This is a genomic window from bacterium SCSIO 12741, assembly GCA_024398055.1.
Lineage (GTDB): Bacteria > Bacteroidota > Bacteroidia > Flavobacteriales_G > Salibacteraceae > SCSIO-12741.
The window spans coordinates 3,517,654-3,538,537 of record CP073749.1 but is presented as its reverse complement, the minus strand read 5'-3'; the positions used below and the strand labels follow the sequence as shown (position 1 = coordinate 3,538,537).

Here is a 20,884-nt window from a genome sequence, read left to right as displayed (position 1 = left end):
TAGAATTAGGCTTTATATTCAGTCAGCGTCTTTTTGATGATGTCCAAACACTCAGCCATCTGCTCGTCGTTCATTACCAACGGTGGAGCGAAACGAATGATGTTTCCATGGGTAGGCTTAGCCAACAAACCATTTTCTTTCAAAGCCAAACAAATTTCCCAAGCGGTAGAGCTTTCCGGAGTATCGTTGATGACAATCGCATTCAACAATCCTTTACCCCTTACCAGGTTGATCCACTTATTTCCTTCTCCAAAAGCTTGTAACTCGCTGCGGAAAATAGCTCCTAAACGCTCAGCATTACTTTCCAGTTTTTCCTCTTTCACAACACCCAAGGCAGCCATTGCTACTCGACAAGCCAATGGGTTACCACCGTAAGTTGACCCGTGCTCACCTGGTTTGATACAAAGCATTACTTCATCATCGGCCAAAACAGCTGAAACCGGATATACACCACCCGAAAGAGCTTTGCCCAAAATCACAATATCAGGGCGAATGCCTTCGTGATCGGAAGCCAACATTTTTCCGGTACGTGCGATTCCAGTTTGAACCTCATCAGCAATGAACAGCACATTGTTCTCCGCACAAATCTCTTTACAAGCTGCCAGGTATCCATCATCTGGAACCATTACGCCTGCTTCACCCTGGATAGGCTCAACCAAGAATCCAGCAACTTTTTCATCTTTCAAAGCCTCCTTCAATGCATCAGCATCGTTGTAAGGAATCTTAATGAATCCTGGAGTATAAGGCCCAAATCCAGTATAGGAATCGGGATCGTTGCTAAATGAAATAATAGTAGTGGTACGTCCATGGAAGTTTCCGTCACAAACCACAATCTTGGCTTCGTTCATCGGAATTCCTTTCTTGTCATAACCCCAACGGCGACAAAGCTTAATGGCAGTTTCCACAGCCTCAGCACCAGTATTCATAGGAAGTACTTTGTCGTATCCGAAGTACTCAGACATAAACTTTTCATACTGTCCCAAGGAACTGCTGTAGAAAGCCCGAGAGGTCAACGCCAGATTGCGAGATTGCTCGGCCAAGGCGAAATTAATATCTGGATGGGCATGCCCTTGATTTACGGCACTATAGGCGCTCAAAAAGTCGTAGTAACGCTTACCTTCCAGGTCCCACACAAAAACTCCTTGCCCACGATCCAATACAACAGGGAGTGGATGGTAGTTGTGGGCTCCGTACTTGTCTTCCAGTTCCATCGCCTCCTTAGAGGTCAATTTGCTCGCAGTATCGCTTGTATTAATCATGGTTTCTTCAAAATTTTTGTGCGGCAAATATACCTATTTTTGCCCCGAAAATGGGACGAAAGAGGAATAAGAACCAGGTGCTTGAGGCTCTGGAAATTATCGATGCCGGATCGGAAGGTAAGGCAGTAGCGAGATGGGATGATCGGGTTGTATTTATACCCTATGTGGTACCTGGCGATGTGGTGAATGCCCGCGTTACCCGAAAACGAAAAAAATACCTGGAAGCAGTAGCAACCGAAATCATTCAATATTCGGATAAACGAGTGGATCCTGTATGCGATCACTTCGGAACGTGTGGTGGATGTAAATGGCAAAACCTGGGTTATGAGGATCAGCTGAAGTTTAAGGAAAAGCAGGTCATTGAAACCTTGGTTCGCTTAGGTAAACTGGAGCTTCCAGAGGTTAGTCCTATCATGGGATCAGGTGAAACGGAATACTACCGAAACAAACTGGAATTTACCTTCTCCGATCGAAAGTGGATCACCCAAGAGCAAATTAACTCGGGCGATGATTTTGGCGAACGTAGAGGATTGGGTTTCCACATTCCTGGTCGATACGATAAAATTCTGGACGTAGATCATTGCCATCTACAAGCAGATCCCTCGAATGCGATTCGATTAGGCTTAAAGGAATTTGCTATTTCTCAAGACCTAAGCTTTTACAATGTTCATGAGCACAGCGGTTTATTGCGCAACGTTATGATCCGCAGTACCTCGACCAACGAATGGATGGTTTTGGTGAGCTTCGGTGAAGATCAGCCTGAAAATATTCCGTTGGTGATGAACTACCTGAAAGAGAATTTTCCTGACTTGACCAGTCTGCTTTACGTGATCAATACCAAAATGAATGACACGATTTACGATCAGGAAATTATCTGCTTTGATGGACAGGAATACATCGAAGAGGAAATGGAAGGCCTGACGTTTAAAATTGGTCCAAAGTCCTTTTTCCAAACCAATTCCAAGCAGGCTTATGAATTGTATAAGGTAACCCGGGATTATGCTGAGATTACTGAAAATGACTTAGTGTATGACCTCTATACAGGTACCGGTACCATAGCCAATTTCGTGGCCCGCCAGGCCAAAAAGGTGATTGGAATTGAATCCGTTCCTGAAGCGATTGAAGACGCTTGGATCAATTCAAGTGTAAATGAAATTGAAAACGTAGACTTCTACGCTGGTGACATGAAAGATTTGCTGAGCAAATCCTTTATTGACGAGCACGGAAGACCCGATATTGTAATTACGGATCCTCCTCGAGCTGGTATGCATGCAGATGTGGTGGAAAGTTTACTCTACTGTGCTCCTCGTCGAATTGTCTATGTAAGCTGTAACCCAGCAACTCAGGCTCGGGACTTACAATTGCTGAGTGAACACTACGAGATAAAAGCTGTTCAACCGGTAGATATGTTTCCTCACACCCATCACGTAGAAAACGTGGTAAAACTGGAAAGAAGAAATGGAATTGACCTTTGATCAAAACTACTGGGACGAGCGCTATAATACGGAGGATACCGGTTGGGACATTGGCTTCCCCTCTACTCCACTAAAAACTTACTTCGATCAGCTTGAGGACAAATCCCTTAGAATCTTGATTCCAGGTGCCGGAAACGCTTATGAGGCTGAATATTTGCACCAACAAGGATTTACCAACGTTTGGGTGGCCGATATTTCTGCCAGTGCCATCCAGAAATTTGCAGAGCGTGTTCCCACTTTTCCCAAGGAGCACTTGCTTCATGTCAATTTCTTCGAGATGGAAGAGTCCTTCGACATGATGATTGAACAGACCTTTTTTTGCGCCTTACACCCTTCTGAACGAGAACATTATGTAGCTCAAACCGCTCAGATTATTAAACCCGGAGGAAAGTTAGTTGGACTCCTCTTTCAAATTCCCTTGTTTGAAGATCATCCGCCATTTGGTGGTAACAAAGAGATGTATGAACCCCTCTTCTCCCCCCACTTCAACATTCAGGTAATGGAAACCGCGCACAACTCCATTGAGCCTCGGCAGGGAAACGAGCTCTTTATTAATCTCGTTCGCAAGTAAGCTTGTATTATTTTTGAAAGCACTAAATCCTCCAGGATGGCAACAGCAGAAAAGATAAAGGTACTTACCGCCCAGCAGATCGAACAAAAGATTCAACGAATCGCTCATGAGATTTACGAAAACTACCATCAGGAAAAGAAAATCGTTTTGGTAGGGATCGCTCACCGCGGTTATGAGTTTGCCAATCGCTTGAAGGACATTCTTTCTCAAATTGCGGAATTTGAAATCACCTTTGGTCAGATGACCATTGATAAGGATGCTCCGCTTGATCATCCCATTCATACCGACTTGGATGATGAAACTTGGGTCAATCAACCAGTGCTGTTAGTGGATGACGTGTTAAACTCCGGGCACACCCTGGCCTACGCTGTAAGACATATTTTGGGTTTTCCCGTCAAATCTTTGAAAACAGTGATTCTTGTAAACCGCGAACATCACCGTTACCCGGTTACCGCAGATTTTGTAGGCTTGAACCTGGCCACCACTATGCAAGAACACATCTCTGTGGATTTCTCCAAGAAATCAGAGGGCGTTTATCTCCTTTAAGTAATCGATTAGAGCATTGAGCTTGGTTGCGTTCAAATTGAAGGCATCTATACTCCATTTGGCCTTGCTGTAATCGATCACTCTTCGTTCCAATTGTAAGGTAATAGGTCCCAACAAATTGGCCTCTTTTTCATCCTTAAGTAAGGGTCTTTGCGAGCGATCTTTTTTCAATCGGCTGTGTAATTGTTCCGCCGTCGCACTAAAATAGATGGTCATTCCATGCTCATTCATCCAATCTATGTTGTTATGATAGCATGGAGTACCTCCTCCACAAGCAATTATTTGCCCTTGTTTTTCGGATACCTTATGAAGCATTTTTTGCTCCTCCAGTCGGAAAGCATCCACCCCGTGTTTTTCAAAATAGTCGTTGATTGACATTTGAAAATGTTGCACCAAGGCCGCGTCCAGATCAACAAAGGGGAGATTTGTACGGTGGGCTAATTTCTTTCCCCAGGTTGTTTTCCCGGAGCCCATATAACCAATTAGGAAAATATTTTTTGCCATAAAAAAAGTCGGAAATCAAAGTAACTGAATTCGTTAGGGAGAGGCCAAAAAAAAACTCAAATATTTTTTTCGCTGAAGGCTTGTGGTATTTAAGAAAGCCACTATATTTGCAGCCTCATTACGGAGACTTGGTAGCTCAGTTGGTAGAGCATCTCCCTTTTAAGGAGAGGGTCCTGGGTTCGAGCCCCAGCCAAGTCACAAAGAAGGAAGCCTGACGATAAAACGTCGGGCTTTTTTTATGCCTAATACTATCATTTTCCTCGTACTCGCTTCTCACACTCGAACCTGAAGGAGCGAAGCGACGCCAAGCCCCAGCCAAGTCACTAAATCAGAACGAGAGCGAGGCCTGAGAACGAATATAATTTCTGGAACTATCCATCGACACACTTTTTTGACGAATTGATGGAAACCTTGAACATGAACTTTTGAAAACAAAAAAAGGCCTATCAATTTTCAAAGATTTATTCCTTTTTTCTATTTCCCGAATTTTCGGAATGCCTGAACGATCTGATAGATCATTGTGACGATAAATATTTTACTAAAGAACAGTAAAATAACAACGAACAAACTGATGTCACCATTTTCCATTTCATATATGAAATCCCATTTCTTAAAAACCCCTGAAGTCGGGTCAATGAACCTGAAATAATTTGCAGTAAATGTCCCAAGATCATCTGATGTCATGTTCCAAGGAAAAACCAAGTGGACGTTTTCTGTTGACAGAAGAATCAGGAAATAAAATAGAATTGTTGTTCCTGCAAAGAACCTGAATCCTTGGAACCATGAAGTTCCAAACTTGTTGCTCCACTTACTGAAGCAAAGTGTGAACTTGTCCCAAAAACTTTCTTTCCATGTAAGCAATTCAAAATACGCACTAAGCTCTTTTGCCTGATACTTCAACGCCTCGGTTCGATTGCCATGTTTCTGATGTACCGTTTTGATTTGTTCAAAAAACTGTTTGCCTTGATCCTTGTCCACCTTGTACACAAACTCCTTGGGTTTCCCAACTTTAATTTTTGCGATCCGGACATCATCTGGGAAGTTAGTTTTAGCGATAAATGCGTTTGTCAAATCACTACTATTAAAAACTACAAAATCGAATTTTTCGAATTGACAACCAATAAGCTCCAATTTGTGAAAGCTACTCCGGGTAAATTCGACGAAAGTTGTCTTTACAAGTTCATGAAAGCGGTGAATATCGGTGAATTGAATAGAAGAAGTAATATTGAAGTCCCTAAAAATAAGTTGGCTAATTCTGAGTGATCGAAAGTGAATCTTGCTTGGGAAATTTGTACCGTTTCCGGTAATAACCAATTTCTGCAATTTCATCTCGCTCACTGAAAATGTCTCTCTTATTGTTCCTCCATAAAATTCAAATTCTTGAACTCTGGCACCTTCTGCAACTGAGACAAAATCAACCCTGGTTGATTTAGAAAATCTGATTTTGGCGCACTCTGAATTTTCGATAAATTCAGCTTCCCCTATTTGGCTATTATCCTGAAAATAAATAGATTCAACAGCCGAATGATCAACGGTATAGATCAAATTGACCTTTACCTCATCTAAGGTAATTAGTGTATTTACAAAAGCTCTATCCTTAAACACAAGTGAATCAATGACGGATTTTCTTTCAATTGATATTTTTTCTACTCTTGATTCACCACCAAATGAAAGTTCAAAGAATTGATGGCTTTCGTAAATATCAATGTAATCAACTTTAGCAGATTCCTCGAGGGTAAGACTTCTAATATTTAAGGATCGAACCTCAATTTTGGAAACGTTTGCCTCTTCTTTTATGGCGATATTAACCATACCAGAATTAGACCTAACATTTAACTTTCCGATCTGAGCTTTATCGCCAACTATTAGTTTAAAATTATCAGACGTTGTAATTATGTCCAATTCATTAATAATCGAACGTCCATTAATGACAATGGCTTTCCTTATCCCCCCTTTTATTGTGGCAATTGAAGGAACAATTACATCTTTGAATTCGGTATGTACACCGATATTATAAAGAGGGTTAGGCGCACTGTAAAAGGAAATAGCTTTTCCTTTTGAGTGTATTTGGACACTCGAACCGCTTGCCAATTTAGTGAACTCGTGATCTGAAATTTCTATCAGTTTAGTTTTATCCATAACAGAAGATTCTGGCAATTGATTCTACTAAATTAAGCAATCATTGATGTGGTTGTTTCCTTCCCGTTGCGGTGCAACGGACTGATTGTCTGTTGATGGTCCAATGATTAGACAGATTTTTAAACTTCGCAGTTGAAATTATGTACAATAAACTAATCCCTTCAAGAAATTCTCTTGACATGGGGTTCGATCTCAGCCCCATTCGGGTCACAAAGAAGGAAGCCTGACGATAAAACGTCGGGCTTTTTTTATGCCTAATACTATCATTTTCCTCGTACTCGCTTCTCACACTCGAACCTGAAGGAGCGAAGCGACGCCAAGCCCCAGCCAAGTCACAAGACAGAACGAGGACGAGGCCTGAGAACGAGGAGTTCATCAGGCCTTTTTTTGCTCCATACTTTCCATTTCCTCGTACTCGCTTCTCACACTCGAACCTGAAGGAGCGAAGCGACGCCGGGTCACACATAAAGATTTCTTTATCTTGGAAAGCCGCTTCATTTTGGAACGGCTTTTTCGTTTCTCCTCTTCCTTTATTATCAAGGTTAGAATCAAAAGTGCGGCTTTTCATAAAATCGTCCAGAGTTATATTAGATTTCACTTAAATTGATTGCTTTTGTTCAAGGCTGATATCAGTATTCTGTAATTATAACATGTTGTAATTGAACTTGTTATTTTTTAGCTTTGAATAGATTCAATTGAATCACAAAACCTTTTACTAAACATCCTGAATGAAAAGAAATTTGATTTTGGCGGCAATTTCTTGTCTGCTTATCATCAACACGTATGCTCAAAGGAGTATATCTGAAGTTGAACAAATATTAACAGCCAGTTCAGAAAAAGAATGGATACAAGATGAAGTGATTAGTATCATGTACGGGGATTCTTGTATTAGTGGAGTCTCTTGGGTATTTCGAGAAAAGAACAGCCAAGTCATTAAAAAAACCTGCCTAAGAGGTACCTGGCATCATGAGACTTTGAATTGGTCTATTAAAAAGTCAGGAGACTTTAATTGGAAAATTTCAATTAACGAAAAGACTCTTAACTTAACTATCAGGCAATTAGAAGATTACGACAAAATCATCCTAAGAGAAGATGAAGGTGATGTAAGAGAAGAAACCGTTCTAATTCATATTAAATAATAAAATGATATGAAAGAAAGTACTCATCGGACTTGGGATGTAATGATCAAAATTGGAGGAATAATTCTAACTGTTCTTTCGCTTGTTTTTAGTTTCATCCATTTGTCAAATAATCGAACCAAAGCTGAACAATCATTGGCTAAAAACCTTGAATTATGGGAATATAGACGCAACCTCTATTCCGATGTTAGTGGATTGATTGGAAAAATAATTACCAAAGCTGAACTTAAAGATTCAATTGAGGAAGAAAAAATGAACTTCCTAACGACTTACTATGGAGAGCTGAACCTTGTAAATGATTCAATTATAAAATCTCCACTTAAGGAGTTTAGATTTTCGCTTAGGGACATAAACTATGAAGACGAAAATTCCATTCGAGAATTGAGAATAAAAGGTCAACTGGTCATTTTATCATTTAGAAAATCGTCTCAGAATTACTGGAAAAACTTCACAAATGATCATGAGTAAATGGATTTTATTGATGTGCATTATCTTATGGACAAACATGCTTCATTCACAGGTCAAAATTAGAGCTCTTGTTGTGGGATCGGAGTTTTATAAGGAGGATTCGCTTCTAAATCGTTTTGGTTTGCCTCAAAATGTAAGTATAAATGGAGCGAATAAAAGTGCAGTCTTGGTTGATAGCCTGCTTAGGAAAGTATTGGGAGTTGAATCAACCTTGATCGAATCTAAGGCAGACAAACCAGTTGATGATTTGATTTTACAACAGGAAATTGGCCAACTAATTTTACCTGACTCTCTATCCCAAGATTCATTCTTCTACATTATTTATATATGCGGTCATGGGATGACTTCTAAATACGATAAACGAAATCCACTATTTTTTCCCGGAAACTCGAGCATGAGCAGAATTTATGCAAGAGACAACGTCCAGCTTAGCGATTCCTTATATGATCCCCGAAGTGGTCTTGGCTTATCTCTTTCTGGAATTTCCTCTTCTTATTGTGAATTGGGTTTCAATGGAATCATTCTTGGTGATTTCTGTCAAAGTTACTTTGATAAAGAATCAAGTATCGATCCGTTTACCAGAATGAACAATTCCAGCCAAAAATCACTCCAAAAACAGCGAGCTGAACTATCAAATGAATATTTTGAAAATTACTATTCATCCGTCGCAGAACATGCCACCACTCTTCCCGCTTCTGAGAATCTTTTAAATGAACATGGTAAAATTGATAGTGAAAAAATGATGACCATGATCTATGACCCGATCCTTTGGAAGCAGGAAGGAGCAGGTACAATAAGAAACCATTTTTCCGATTCGAATGAACAAAACTTGAATAAACTCAAATTAGAGCAAGCAAAAGGGTTTAGCGAACAGTTGGAATCGATTGACATGGTCGAGTTAGGAAAACTTTTTGTCGACACTATGCTAAGCGCATTGGAGAATTCGTCTTACAGTTTTGATTTCAATTCATCTTTGGTTGATGAACTATATATTAACCGTTGCCCCGTAATCGTATCGAGTAGTCCCGGCTCTACTCAAAGCGTTAAAGATAATCCTACCAAGTTCATTCCTCATCATAAATCCGGCAGGAATATTTCCAAAGTTGGGCCATTAGGTCGTAGATTATTTTTTGCATTGACAACGTTGGATCACTTGGATTCAATAACGGTAAATGACTTTATCAATGCTCTAATGGACGAAAATCTCGATAGCGAGACTATAATACCTTCTCTTTATTGGAATGGAGACGCTGGTGATGTTAAATTGAAATAATATTCCATTTATATTTTGATTAAGCCCAATATGCCGAAAAGGGCTATAAATAACAGTTGGCACAATCTTAAACTCTTTAATATGTCAAAGTCAAATAGACCGGCGAATGCGCCAAGTACAACTGGTAAACCCTCTGGAGGGAATAGAGGAAATAACCCGCCCAAAACAGGAGGAGGAAACAAAGGGAATTCTTCATCGGGTTCCAAAGGTGGCTCAAGAAGAAAATGAGTAATTATTGACTAAATCTATCTCTGGATTTCCTGACTCGGAAATTTTGACAAGAAGATGAATCCCTTCTAAAAAATTTCTTGCATCGGGGTTCGATTTCAGCCCCATTCGGGTCACAAGACAGAACGAGAACGAGGCCTGAGAACGAGGAGTTCATCAGGCCTTTTTGCTCCATACTTTCCATTTCCTCGAACTCGCTTCTCACACTCGAACCTCAAGGAGCGAAGCGACTCCCTCTGGTGAATATAACTTACCCTTGAATCCCTGCCTCTTCCTAAAAATAACTCAACCCTGGAACGGATTCATTGATCGTTACCGCTTTCTGGTACTCGGGATCATAGATCTTATTGATGATATAGGATCCGCTGGTAGTCCAACTGTCGTTATCCTCGGGATCTGTTTTTTCCCATTGTTGGGTTTGTAGGAGGGCATGCCCCCAAAAGAGCCATTTACCATCAATTTTTTGAACCAGGTACAAACGGACTGGATCACGCTGAAAAATTCGGGCGGATGGTTTGTTGTGGAATTCGAAGATTCGGCCTTCTACTTCTTTTAGGGTCACTGGATTTGAGGTGGATTGACGATTGATGTCGAGAATGTTGGCCGGAAAACCCTGCTCCACGGTGAGTGGTAAGGTATCATTCACTTCTATAAAACTTCCCATAATTTCTTTTCAGTATTGTTAGATCGAGCGTAACTCGTTGTTCTGTATATCTTTTTGAAGGCTTGTTCGATTCAAGACTATCCAGATAATTTAATTCAAACTCTGGATAAATAGCTGCCCAAAACGATCTTTTCATCGTACCAAAGCGCATCAATGCGAGCAAGCCAAAAGTAAGAGAGGATTCATAAATAATCTGGCCGATATTGAATCATTGGTACCAAGTATTCCTCCATTAGAATCCGAAATCTATACTACTTAATTTCAAGGAGATACTAAACTCGATGTTTGGAGGATAATTCGACGAGAAGTCGATCCTAAAGAGTTGCTTATGGACAAGATTCATCAATGAGCAATTTGGCTATTGACAGACCTAGGTTATAGGCCTTATTCCAATCCGCACAAGCACCATCAAGATCATTGATATTCTTTTTAGCATTCCCTCGCATCAACAAATAGGGGGACATTTCTTCGGGAGCTAATTCTATGGCTTGGTTATAAGATTCTATGGCATACAGGTATTTCCCTGAATCCATATGTACACCGGCAATCATGAAATGTGCTTCGTGATTTTCAGGATTGAGTTTTAAAAGTTGCTTAAAATCGGCAATGGCCTCTTCATAACTCTTCATATCCTTGTGCAACAGTCCTCTCAGGCGATAAGCGAGTTCATACTCCTCATCCAGCTCAATGGCCTTCTTGTAGTCATTAAGGGCCTGATCATAGTTCTTTAATTCACACCAGGCCAATCCACGGTTGGCATAGGCACTTTTGAATTCAGGGTTTAACTCAATGCTTCGATCAAAATCCTTAACTGCCTTACTGTACTTTCCCATATTCTGGTAACAAGTTCCTCGATTGTAAAAGGAGAGGGAATTCCCAGGATCCAACTTTATGGCTTTCGAAAAATCCTTTAGCGCTGGTTTAAAATACTGAAACATAGCCAAAAGGCCTCCCCGGGTTCGCAAGGCAAACACATTCTTCCCATCTATCTCTATTGCCTGGTTAACGAGTTCAAGAGCCTTTTGATACTCTCCTTGACGCATCATTTCGATACACTGATCGGTCAAACGTTGGGCATCCGAAGAAGGAGACTGGGCATAAATGGGAGGAAAACCCAGAAATAGGGTCAAGGAAATTAAAGCTATTCGGATCATGACTTATTGGTTTGGTAGGTTAGAAATGGTTAATAGTTTTCTAACGGCAATTAGGCCGATTATTATTCAAATCTAATTCCAAAATCCAATCCCAGGATCAAAAATCAGATTGTCCCTCTTTATTTATCAGAATTCGGAATATACAACAACCTGATAACAAGTCTAAAACGCGTAGAAATACGCTTTCCATTCCCACAGACATTCGCCATATTTGATACACAAACCTTAAACTATGCACGCACCAGGGTATTCCCGCAAGTTTGAATCCCGTTCAGTTGCCCATAACGGACATTCACGTTCCGGAGGTATGACCATGACTCCAAGGCAGAAATCGTTTGAGCAATCAATCCTTCAAATGGTACCAAAAGGTCCAGTGGTTCAGCTGGAAGGAGGAGATAAAGACGAACCCGATCTACGCTCAGTGAATCGCACAACATTGGATCTGGTAGGAAACCTATATGGAACCGCACAGGATATTGGAAAAAAGAAACACGTGACCGGAATAGGTAAAGCCGTAAAATCAACCGGAAGCATGGCCAAACTTCTTGCCGCCGAGGGTAAAGCTGGACAAATCAAAATTTCGAAAGAAGAGATAAACACCTATTCGGGATTCGGGACCAACCTTAAAACCACAGGCGGCGACATCGTAGAGTTTGGCGAAACCTGGGGCAACAAAAAAGCGAGCAAAACCAAAAAGGCCGCTACCGGAATTAGAGCCCTCTCCTCTATCGGAGGAACTACCGCGGAGGCTTTGCATCAATTTGGCTTTCAGGATGAAGTGACCATGGGCGAGTATACCCTAGTGGCCGACTCAGCCAAGCTCTTTACCTATGCCCATGACTTTTACGAGGTGATCGCCAAAGTGTGGAGTGAATGTAAAAATGGAAATGTGGGTTCGGCCGTTTGGAAAGGAACGCTTGCCTTTTTTCAGAAATTGGGAAGTGCCAGTTTAACGGCTCCTCGGCTATTGTCGGTTTGGGACCGAATTAAAGGTGATAAAACGGGCGAAAAAGGCTACCTAAAACTCATGCCTCTTGGACGCGCTTTGATGAACCTGAGCACAGCTTTGGACAAAACCAAAATTGTACACTCCGACTACAAGAGCTACCAACAAATCGAAGCCCTGGTCAAGTCTTATGGTAAGAAAAAGAACAGCAGTGCTCAAAATTTGATGCTACTCTTCAATATCAAATGGGACCAATTGGTAAAAAACACGGTAGGAGCCTTTGTGGGAATAGGTGAAACAGTCTACTGGGCCGGTAAATATTTCCCGGCGATCAGCGGAATCAGCTTAACGGTTGGCGTCTATTCCAAAATGCTGAAGGTGGCCTCTTCTCTTTTTTCATCTTTGGGTATTCGTCAAATGGCCCGAGATTATATCCCCTTTGAATCGCTGGTCAACAAGGATTTGAGGAGTGACAAAATTGGCTACAATCGAGCCGAATTGGTTCGTTTTTATACCCATGGACTGCAGGATAAGAACCACCCTTTCAACAAGAATAACGAGTCGGAGAATCTCTTGAAAATTGCCGGTTTAAAGAAGGAGGATACCAAAGACAAGGAAAAGGTTAAAGCTGCAGTTGCCAAGTTGATTTAGATCGAATAAGCCAATGGCACCCACCCATAAAAGACACGGTTAGCTCTGTCAAGAAAGCATTCCAACGAAAGATTTTAAGTAGAAACACCTGCTCCAACAAGTAGTTATACCTATTGCTCAAATAATCACAACCCTCTAACTTAGTGCAAGTTAATCGCAAATATTGCCATTTAACCTTCACCTTAATCTAAACGGTAAAGCAATCGGCCTTCATTCTAAAGGCGCAGCCTGGGCCCCTTTCTAATACTGATACTTTCTGCATTTATGATCCTTTGAGGAGCATGAATCGCCCCTTCTTCCTTCTCTTCTCGAACCCAAACGGCAAATAATTATGTCTCTCTCTCTCAAATTGGGCCTCCCCTTTCTTCTACTACTGGGAATGCCTTTTATCACTCTGGCACAACCTTCAAACGATTCTCTCATTCATGCACTCGATATTACCGACAGCCTTGTCTTCAACAACGGAAATTGGGCCTCGTCGTATGGTGCCTTTACCAACGCTGGTGCTACTTCGGATGGTTCTTCAGCTTCCTGCTGGTTCACAGCTCCTAACAACAACGTCTGGTTTAAGTTTCAAGCAAAAACTACCGAAGTTCAAATCTATGCTCAATCCGGAGGCCTTGCCGGAACGATGACCACTCCCCGTTTGGCATTGTGGGATTCTAACTTGACCGAACTGGGTTGTAACCAATACACACATAGACCTGGGATAATCTCCGAAAATCTTATCGTAGGCAAATGGTATTACATTTCTGTAGACAACCATCCCAGTCACCAATCCGGGACTTTTGCCCTACAGGTATCTGATTCCATCGGTTTTGACTGGTACGAAGGGGCTTGGGATTTGACCGACAGCATTGTTTCTTCTGGAGGAGCATGGGAATCTACTCCTGGCCAATTTTCTAATGCCAATCAAACCGCCGATCGGTCCAAAGGCTCCTGTTGGAACACTGCTCCTTTCCGCAATGTCTGGTTTAAGTTTAAAGCCACTACTTCCGAAATTCAGATCTACGCTCAATCCTCTGGTATTTATGGGAGCATTATTAATTCAAGATTTACACTTTGGGATTCCAGCCTGACGGAATTGGGATGCAATCAATACACTCACCGACCAGGTATTGCGGTGGAGAATTTAACGCCAGGCGAATGGTACTACCTCTCCATCGATAATCACCAGAATCATACTTCTGGTAGTTTTACCCTACAGATTTCCGATAGCATAGGTTTTGACTGGTTTGAAGGAGCCTGGGATCTGACTGACAGCATTGCTTCATCCGGAGGAACATGGGAATCTACTCCTGGTCAATTTTCCAATGCCAATCAAACCGCCGATCGGTCCAAAGGCTCCTGTTGGAACACTTCTCCCTACCGCAATGTCTGGTTTAAGTTTAAGGCCACTACCTCTGAAATTCAGATCTACGCTCAATCTTCTGGTATTTATGGGAACATTATTAATTCAAGATTTACACTTTGGGATTCCAGCCTAACAGAATTGGGATGCAATCAATACACTCACCGTCCGGGTATTGCGGTAGAGAATTTAACGCCAGGCGAATGGTACTACCTCTCCATTGATAATCACCAGAATCATACTTCTGGTAGCTTTACCCTACAGATTTCCGATAGCATAGGTTTTGACTGGTTTGAAGGGGCCATGGATCTTACCGATAGCATCGCTTTGTCAGGCGGAGAATGGCATTCGGCACCAGGTCAGTTTTCCAATCTCAATAAAACTACCGACCGTTCCAAAGGTTCGTGCTGGCACACGGCTCCGCATCGTAACATCTGGTTCAAATTCAAGGCAAGTACCTCCGAAATCCAGATCTACGCCCAATCGGGTGGAATATTCGGGAGTATCATCAATTCAAGATTGGCGCTGTGGGACTCCAGTTTAACCGAAATAAACTGTAACCAATACACAACACGGCCGGGATTGGTAGCAGAAAACCTAACACCGGGTAATTGGTACTACCTCTCCATCGACAACCATCCCAATCATACTTCTGGAAACTTTACCCTACAGATCTCCGATTCCATAGGTTTCGACTGGTATGAAGGGGCCCTTGACATTACCGATAGCATTGGGCAGTCCGGTGGAAGTTGGACCTCAGCTCATGCAGCCTTCTCAACGGTTAATGAAACCGCGGATCGGTCAAGAGGAAGCCAGAGTTGGCCTATCCCTCCTTTCAAAAATGTTTGGTTTAAGTTTCAAGCACCGGCCAGCCAAATAGAAGCCACCGTTTTGAGAGGTGGATTGCACGGCACCATTACCAATGCCGACATGGCACTTTGGGACTCTTCTCTGACCTATATCAATGGAAGTTCTGGAGGACTAAATGTGCAAGGATTTAAACAGGATAGCCTAATTGCCGGGAACTGGTATTTCCTTTCCGTGGATTGCCATAACCATCCCGCTTCGCCTGGCTCTTTCACACTCGAGGTTACCGCTCCGATTCAACCTTTGGTCCAATTTCAAGATACCAGCATCTGTGCAGGTGATCCTATTCCTACACTCATAGCTACGGGAGACAGTATACAATGGTACCTGGATTCTACCATGAATCAGCTGATCTATTTGGGAGATACCTTTCAACCCTTTATCAATTCCCCTGGAATCTATTCCTACTTCGTCACCCAGACCATTTCAGGTTGGGAGAGTTTGCCCAAAAAAGTAACCATTAACGTCCTTCCTCCGGTTACTCCATTCCTTTCCACCACTTGTTCCGGGGATAGTGCCTTCCTTACCATCTCCACAGGAGACGCATCTTCCCATGCCACTGCCTGGAATTGGTATTCGGATTCCTGTGGTGGCCCTTTGCTGGGTAGCGGAGATACCTTGGTTGTGAATTCAAGTTCAGTCCTCACCTACTATGTTCGAGGAATTGGCGGTTGCGTCGATTCTCATTCCTGTGACTCCATCACACACTATCCTCTAAAGACCATTGACTTACTGGTAACCACAGACTCCGTTATTCCCGAATCGTGTAAACGGACAGCTGAGGATATCGTCTGGCAAAGTACCGGAGGACTCACCGTTGTGGGCAATGGCTTGCTTAAAAACTCGGCTTCTCAAGCCTGGGACGCTCATGCCTTTAGTTATAATCGAGTTTACAATGGTGGTTATGTGCAAACCATTGTGGATGAAACCAACAGATCCAGGGCCTTTGGATTAAGTTCATCCTATACCGGCAACAGTTATGCGGATCTTGAATACGACTTTCACATCAATGGGAATGGACTCCTGTACATCTACGAAAAGGGTGTGCTCAAATGGAAGGATGGTGGTTATTCTTCAGGCGATACCATCCGAGTAGCGGTGGTTGGAAATCGAGTGCATTATATGCAGAATGGAAATTCGGTTTACATCAGCTCCACACCACCCAGTGACACGCTCTACGTAGATATTTCTCTTCAAAATTCAGGGGCTACACTCAAAGAGATTGAGGTAAACAATGGAGGCCCCAATCGGTTTCGGGCACATGCTCCTGGGGTTCCCAACATTAGCTACCATTGGATGCTCAATGGAAATGCGGTAGGAGGTAACTCCCCTATTTACTCCCATTCTTCCTTGGTCGCTGGAGATAGCCTCTCCTGTTCCCTACAATTGGATCATGCCACCGGATGTGCCCTTAACTCCAACTCCATTCGCATCGAAGAGTTCTCGCCCCAGGATTATCCCTCGGTTGATTTCTACATCACCCAAGACACCGTTTCCGTGGACTCTTGCGTAATGGCCAAAGAAGATGTGGTTTGGAATACGGTAAGCGGAATTCGAATCGATAGTAACAACGACTTGATAAAAACCTCGAGCCAAATCAACTGGGATGCGGCCGCGTTTAGCCATAACCTGGTGCACTCCGGAGGCTACCTGGAAACGGTGGTTGCCGAAACGAATATTTCAAGGATAATTGGATTGAGTAACCAGGATGGACGATTTGACCATACCAAAATGGACTTTGGATTCTACCTATCCGTTAACGGGGTTTTGAATATTGCCGAAAAGGGTCTGTTAAAACTCAATTGGTGGCCTTTCAACTCAGGTGACACTCTTCGCATCGAAGTTATGGGCAATCAGGTGCACTATTTCCACAACGGACAAAATGTATATACCAGTCAATTTACACCCAATCTACCGCTCAACGTTAATGCACTGATCTACTCTCCTGGTGGGACTTTTAAAGACCTGGTGATAAACAATAGAACGATTGGCCATTACAAGGCAGTAGTGGATGGAGCCAGCGACGTTCACTATCAATGGAGGGTAAATGGTCAACCCGTTGGAGGCGACACCAACATTTACATCAATCCGTCATTAGCCCATGGAGATAGCTTAACCTGTAACCTTTCGATGAATCAGGCATCCGGTTGCTCCATGCCATCCACTTCCCTAAGAATTCAGCGGTTGGCCCCCATTCCTCTTATTCGAGATACTACATTCTGTTTCGGTTCTCCCCACCCGATCTTATCACACCCGGTGTCCATGTTAAGTGGTATTCCAATGCAGGCTTATCGAATCTCGTTCATCTGGGTGATACATTCAGTCCGCCACTGCTGACCGTTGGTAAGCATACCTATTATGTAACTCAAACGGTAGGCGGAATAGAAAGTCCATCCTGTCCTGTGAATCTCACCATCGACAGTCTTCCTTCAAGCCCAAAGGCTTCAGATACGGCCTCTTGCTTTGGTTTTGTCGTTCCCGACCTTGCCGCTCAAGGATCAGCTATTAGATGGTACGCTGATCGCCAATTGACCGCCTTGCTGCATTCAGGAGACACCCTATCTTCCGGAAAAACGGCTATCGGATTCTATACCTTTTACCTTACGCAAACCGTCAACCAATGCCAAAGTCTACCCGATTCGGTAACCTTAGCGATAGACAGTATTCCAAATGCCCCGGTTAGCCAGGATACCGCTTCTTGCTTTGGATTCATGGTGCCTCAACTCATTGCCAGTGGAAGCAACATTCGATGGTACGATGATACGCTCTTAGCAACTCCCATTCATCTTGGAGATACACTATCATCGGGAAAAACGGCTGTGGGTAGCTACACTTTCTACGCTACTCAAACAACCAAGTCTTGTGAGAGTCAAACAAATTCAATCGTACTTACTATTCACGGTATTCCACAAGCCCCACTGGCTATTGACACCAGTTATTGCTCAGGAGTAGATTCGGCGATTTTGATTGCCCAAGGTCTTTCCATACAATGGTATGACAACAGCACTCAAATTCAGGCATTGTATTCTGGCGACACTCTGATTCTTCTCCACCCCTCTGTGGGGCAACATACCTATTACGCCAGTCAAACGGTGAATGGTTGCGAAAGTGAATTGGATACGGCCCAATTAAGGATTCACCCGGTTCCTCCCTCCCCTCAATCTATGGGAGCTTCGTCATGTTTTGGAGAACCTGTCCCCCATTTAATAGCGAATGGTTCAAATCTACATTGGTATGCTTCTCCCCAATTGACACAGGTAATTCATGTGGGCGACACATTAATTACCGGAAAAACGGCAGCTGGTATCTACTCCTATTTTGTTACACAATCGCTGTTGGGTTGTGCCAGTTTTCCCGATTCCTTGGCTCTTACTATTCATGCTATTCCGGAAGCACCGATCACGACCGACACCTCATCCTGTTACCAGAATAGTGTTCCAGAACTATTCGCTCAGGGAAGCAACGTCCAATGGTTCATTGATACAACTCTGTTGTCACCCATACATCAGGGGAATTCCTTTGCCACTGGAGATACCAGTGTCGGGCGATATGTTTATTACGCCACGCAAACCGTTAATGGTTGTGAGAGCCCGGAAGACTCCGCAATACTCAATATTGATTCGCTTCCCGTAGTTACAGTAACTCCTTCCTGGATACAAATATCAAGTGGAGATACGATTTTGCTTCAGGCGTTTAATGCGGATAGTTACCGCTGGAGTCCCTCTCATGGATTACAGGATAGCACGGGTGCACAGATTCAGGCAAATCCGGATACGAACATCATTTACACCGTGATAGGAACCGATGGAAATGGCTGTCGTGGTCAGGCTCAAATTCAGGTGGATGTTTGGCCGCTTGGGGATGATGAGGGAATGGGTCGTCGAAAAGCAAGAATCGTTGTTTTTCCCAATCCAAGTCGCGGAAGTTTTACGGTTGAATGGCCTGCTAATGATGGTGATCGAGCCGAAATAAGTCTCATCAATTCATTGGGAAGTCAATTGATACAACGAAATGTGTGGGCTAATAACGGGATATTTCAATCGCATTTTGAAGTAAAATCCATACCCAACGGGGCGTACTATTTACTGATAGACAACGGTGTAGATCGTCAAACGATAAAGATCATCATTGACCAATAGTGATAAAGTTTGAAAAGAAGTTCAACAAAAAGTAATTCCACGATCCATCAACCCAGATTGGCCCAGCCAGAAGGACAATGTGCGTCTAATCCTCCCAGATGGACATAGCAAATACTTGAATAAAAAATGGCGGATCTGAAATTTGATCCGCCATTTAAAAGCGAGTTTTCCTAATGCTAAAACTCTATTCGCAACCTAAGATTTGTTTAGAAAACAGATTTTTAGTCGAGTTACCAGCAGACATATGACCAAACACAGCAATTAATTTACTCGTCTTATCCGCCATAATGGTCTGAATATATGCATCGACATGCTGATAGAGTACCTCGGCCAAAAATTGACATAATTCCAGTGGATATTTAGCATCCGTGGCGCAGTCGTATTTCACTACCGTGTTTATGAACTCTGAGGGATCCAAAAATGTTCCTTGAAACTGTCCCTTGGCGGTTGACAAATCCATGGCGTACGGAATCTCACCATGCAAGCGCTTTATGTAATAAATAGCCTTCGACAAAACACAGTCCACATAACCGGGTGTCGCCATATTTTGGCCATACAGAGTTGCTATGGCATCGGTATTAGCCCAAGCCTGGGGCACCATATCAATGCTATTTGAAATCTTGCAATTGTATTGCATCCAAGGATTGACTGGAATATCCTCTGAAGGAGGAAGTACTTTATTGAGGTATTCCATGTAATCAGCATTTCCTATATCTGGACCAGCAGTAGGATAGGTTCGAATCTTTGGACCTTCATAATTCTTGGAATTGGAAAGTTGACTGCCATAGAAGGACAAAGCCATTGCAGGAGACAAAGCTCCTCCTAAACTATGTCCGGTAAAAGTAATCGTAGAATCTTGATTCAACTTTTTGAAAAAATCGTCCAGGCTTCCTTCATTTGGATCCTTGAGCTCGTTATGAATGAAACCCAAGGCAATAGCAGTTCCACTGGAGATTTTCACCTTCAATTCATCAGGTCCGCCATAACTCCAATCGCTAATTACTGCCACAATACCATCTTCGCCCATTTCATCAAAATTTGATCCTGAAGTAGTACCTGCGACAGAAACTACGTAGTCAGATCCATTTTGGACTATAAAAACGGTATTGGTAGCAAAACCGTTGTAGGTTTTGTCATCATTTTTATGGCAATCCAAATCAGACACGTGAACAGCAGGCCCCCAAACCAAACTCCAGTCTTGAAGGTATTGGTCTAAGATGGATTCAATAGATGTTAGCTTTTTCGCAGCCAAAGCGTCAGCCAGCTGCTCCTCGGCAGTTTTACTTGAATTTGGGTCCAAGGGAAAATCGGTAACCGAGCCGTCCGCATTGGAAAGCATAGAAAGAAAAAAAGTCTGTTGGTACTCGTCCAACCCCAACTGGTTTTCGGTACTCGTTTTTAAAGTTGTCATCATTTAAGGTATTTGAATTTACACCTCAAATTTGAAGGAAGACTCTATTCGAAACCAGGGTATTTAAGCCTGTTTTCCAAAATCAGTTACTTCTACCTG

Annotated in this window: 14 protein-coding genes and 1 tRNA gene; 9 read left to right on the top strand and 6 right to left on the bottom strand. The window is 42.6% G+C overall.

Going from position 1 to position 20,884, the window contains the following annotated elements:
* Positions 1 to 5: 5 nt before the first annotated feature.
* Positions 6 to 1,259 carry an ornithine--oxo-acid transaminase gene (gene rocD / locus KFE98_15125; GenBank protein ID UTW61335.1) on the bottom strand — a complete coding sequence of 418 codons (1,254 nt, stop codon included), beginning with the start codon at positions 1,257 to 1,259 and terminating at the stop codon, positions 6 to 8.
* A gap of 50 nt (positions 1,260 to 1,309) precedes the next feature.
* Here rocD and rlmD point away from each other — a divergent pair, with 50 nt between their 5' ends.
* The 3 genes from rlmD to KFE98_15110 are packed head-to-tail and all read left to right on the top strand — an operon-like array spanning position 1,310 to position 3,851.
* Positions 1,310 to 2,734, top strand: a complete 1,425-nt coding sequence (gene rlmD, locus KFE98_15120; GenBank protein ID UTW61334.1) for a 23S rRNA (uracil(1939)-C(5))-methyltransferase RlmD — start codon at positions 1,310 to 1,312, stop codon at positions 2,732 to 2,734.
* The gene (locus KFE98_15115; protein UTW61333.1) at positions 2,718 to 3,305 is read left to right on the top strand and encodes a methyltransferase domain-containing protein; all 588 of its coding nucleotides are present in this window, start codon (positions 2,718 to 2,720) and stop codon (positions 3,303 to 3,305) included. The genes rlmD and KFE98_15115 overlap by 17 nt, the downstream gene beginning before the upstream one ends.
* A gap of 36 nt (positions 3,306 to 3,341) precedes the next feature.
* Entirely contained in the window at positions 3,342 to 3,851 is a 510-nt protein-coding gene (locus KFE98_15110; protein UTW61332.1) for a phosphoribosyltransferase, read from the top strand.
* Here KFE98_15110 and KFE98_15105 read toward each other — a convergent pair.
* Positions 3,828 to 4,355 (bottom strand): shikimate kinase, encoded by a 528-nt coding sequence (locus KFE98_15105; protein ID UTW61331.1) that lies wholly within the window; start codon positions 4,353 to 4,355, stop codon positions 3,828 to 3,830. The two genes, KFE98_15110 and KFE98_15105, sit on opposite strands and share 24 nt — an antisense overlap.
* Positions 4,356 to 4,480: 125 nt before the next feature.
* Between KFE98_15105 and KFE98_15100 the strand changes: the two genes are divergently transcribed.
* Positions 4,481 to 4,553: transfer RNA gene (locus KFE98_15100), tRNA-Lys, on the top strand.
* A 276-nt stretch (positions 4,554 to 4,829) separates the two neighbouring features.
* On the opposite strand, the gene KFE98_15095 is transcribed toward KFE98_15100, so the two are convergent.
* The gene (locus tag KFE98_15095; GenBank protein UTW61330.1) at positions 4,830 to 6,494 is read right to left on the bottom strand and encodes a hypothetical protein; all 1,665 of its coding nucleotides are present in this window, start codon (positions 6,492 to 6,494) and stop codon (positions 4,830 to 4,832) included.
* A 728-nt stretch (positions 6,495 to 7,222) separates the two neighbouring features.
* On the opposite strand from KFE98_15095, the gene KFE98_15090 reads away from it, so the two are divergent.
* From KFE98_15090 to KFE98_15080, 3 genes are read left to right on the top strand one after another with little or no spacing between them, the layout of a single operon-like run.
* Entirely contained in the window at positions 7,223 to 7,633 is a 411-nt protein-coding gene (locus KFE98_15090) for a hypothetical protein (GenBank protein UTW61329.1), read from the top strand.
* 9 nt (positions 7,634 to 7,642) lie between these two features.
* Positions 7,643 to 8,101 (top strand): hypothetical protein, encoded by a 459-nt coding sequence (locus tag KFE98_15085; GenBank protein ID UTW61328.1) that lies wholly within the window; start codon positions 7,643 to 7,645, stop codon positions 8,099 to 8,101.
* On the top strand, positions 8,094 to 9,374 hold the full coding sequence (locus KFE98_15080) for a hypothetical protein (protein UTW61327.1): 1,281 nt from the start codon (positions 8,094 to 8,096) through the stop codon (positions 9,372 to 9,374). The genes KFE98_15085 and KFE98_15080 overlap by 8 nt, the downstream gene beginning before the upstream one ends.
* A 502-nt stretch (positions 9,375 to 9,876) precedes the next feature.
* On the opposite strand, the gene KFE98_15075 is transcribed toward KFE98_15080, so the two are convergent.
* Both KFE98_15075 and KFE98_15070 read right to left on the bottom strand, forming a co-directional pair.
* Positions 9,877 to 10,266 (bottom strand): hypothetical protein, encoded by a 390-nt coding sequence (locus tag KFE98_15075; protein UTW61326.1) that lies wholly within the window; start codon positions 10,264 to 10,266, stop codon positions 9,877 to 9,879.
* 326 nt (positions 10,267 to 10,592) lie between these two features.
* Positions 10,593 to 11,420 carry a tetratricopeptide repeat protein gene (locus tag KFE98_15070; GenBank protein UTW61325.1) on the bottom strand — a complete coding sequence of 276 codons (828 nt, stop codon included), beginning with the start codon at positions 11,418 to 11,420 and terminating at the stop codon, positions 10,593 to 10,595.
* Positions 11,421 to 11,652: 232 nt separating this feature from the next.
* Between KFE98_15070 and KFE98_15065 the strand changes: the two genes are divergently transcribed.
* Positions 11,653 to 13,017: a hypothetical protein gene (locus KFE98_15065; protein ID UTW61324.1), complete on the top strand. Its 1,365-nt coding sequence runs from the start codon at positions 11,653 to 11,655 to the stop codon at positions 13,015 to 13,017.
* Positions 13,018 to 17,382: 4,365 nt separating this feature from the next.
* A complete protein-coding gene (locus KFE98_15060; GenBank protein UTW61323.1) occupies positions 17,383 to 19,374 on the top strand; it encodes a T9SS type A sorting domain-containing protein in 1,992 nt (663 codons plus the stop codon).
* 184 nt (positions 19,375 to 19,558) lie between these two features.
* Here KFE98_15060 and KFE98_15055 read toward each other — a convergent pair whose 3' ends face one another.
* Positions 19,559 to 20,788, bottom strand: coding sequence for a hypothetical protein (locus KFE98_15055; GenBank protein ID UTW61322.1), 1,230 nt, complete (start codon positions 20,786 to 20,788; stop codon positions 19,559 to 19,561).
* Positions 20,789 to 20,884: the final 96 nt, after the last annotated feature.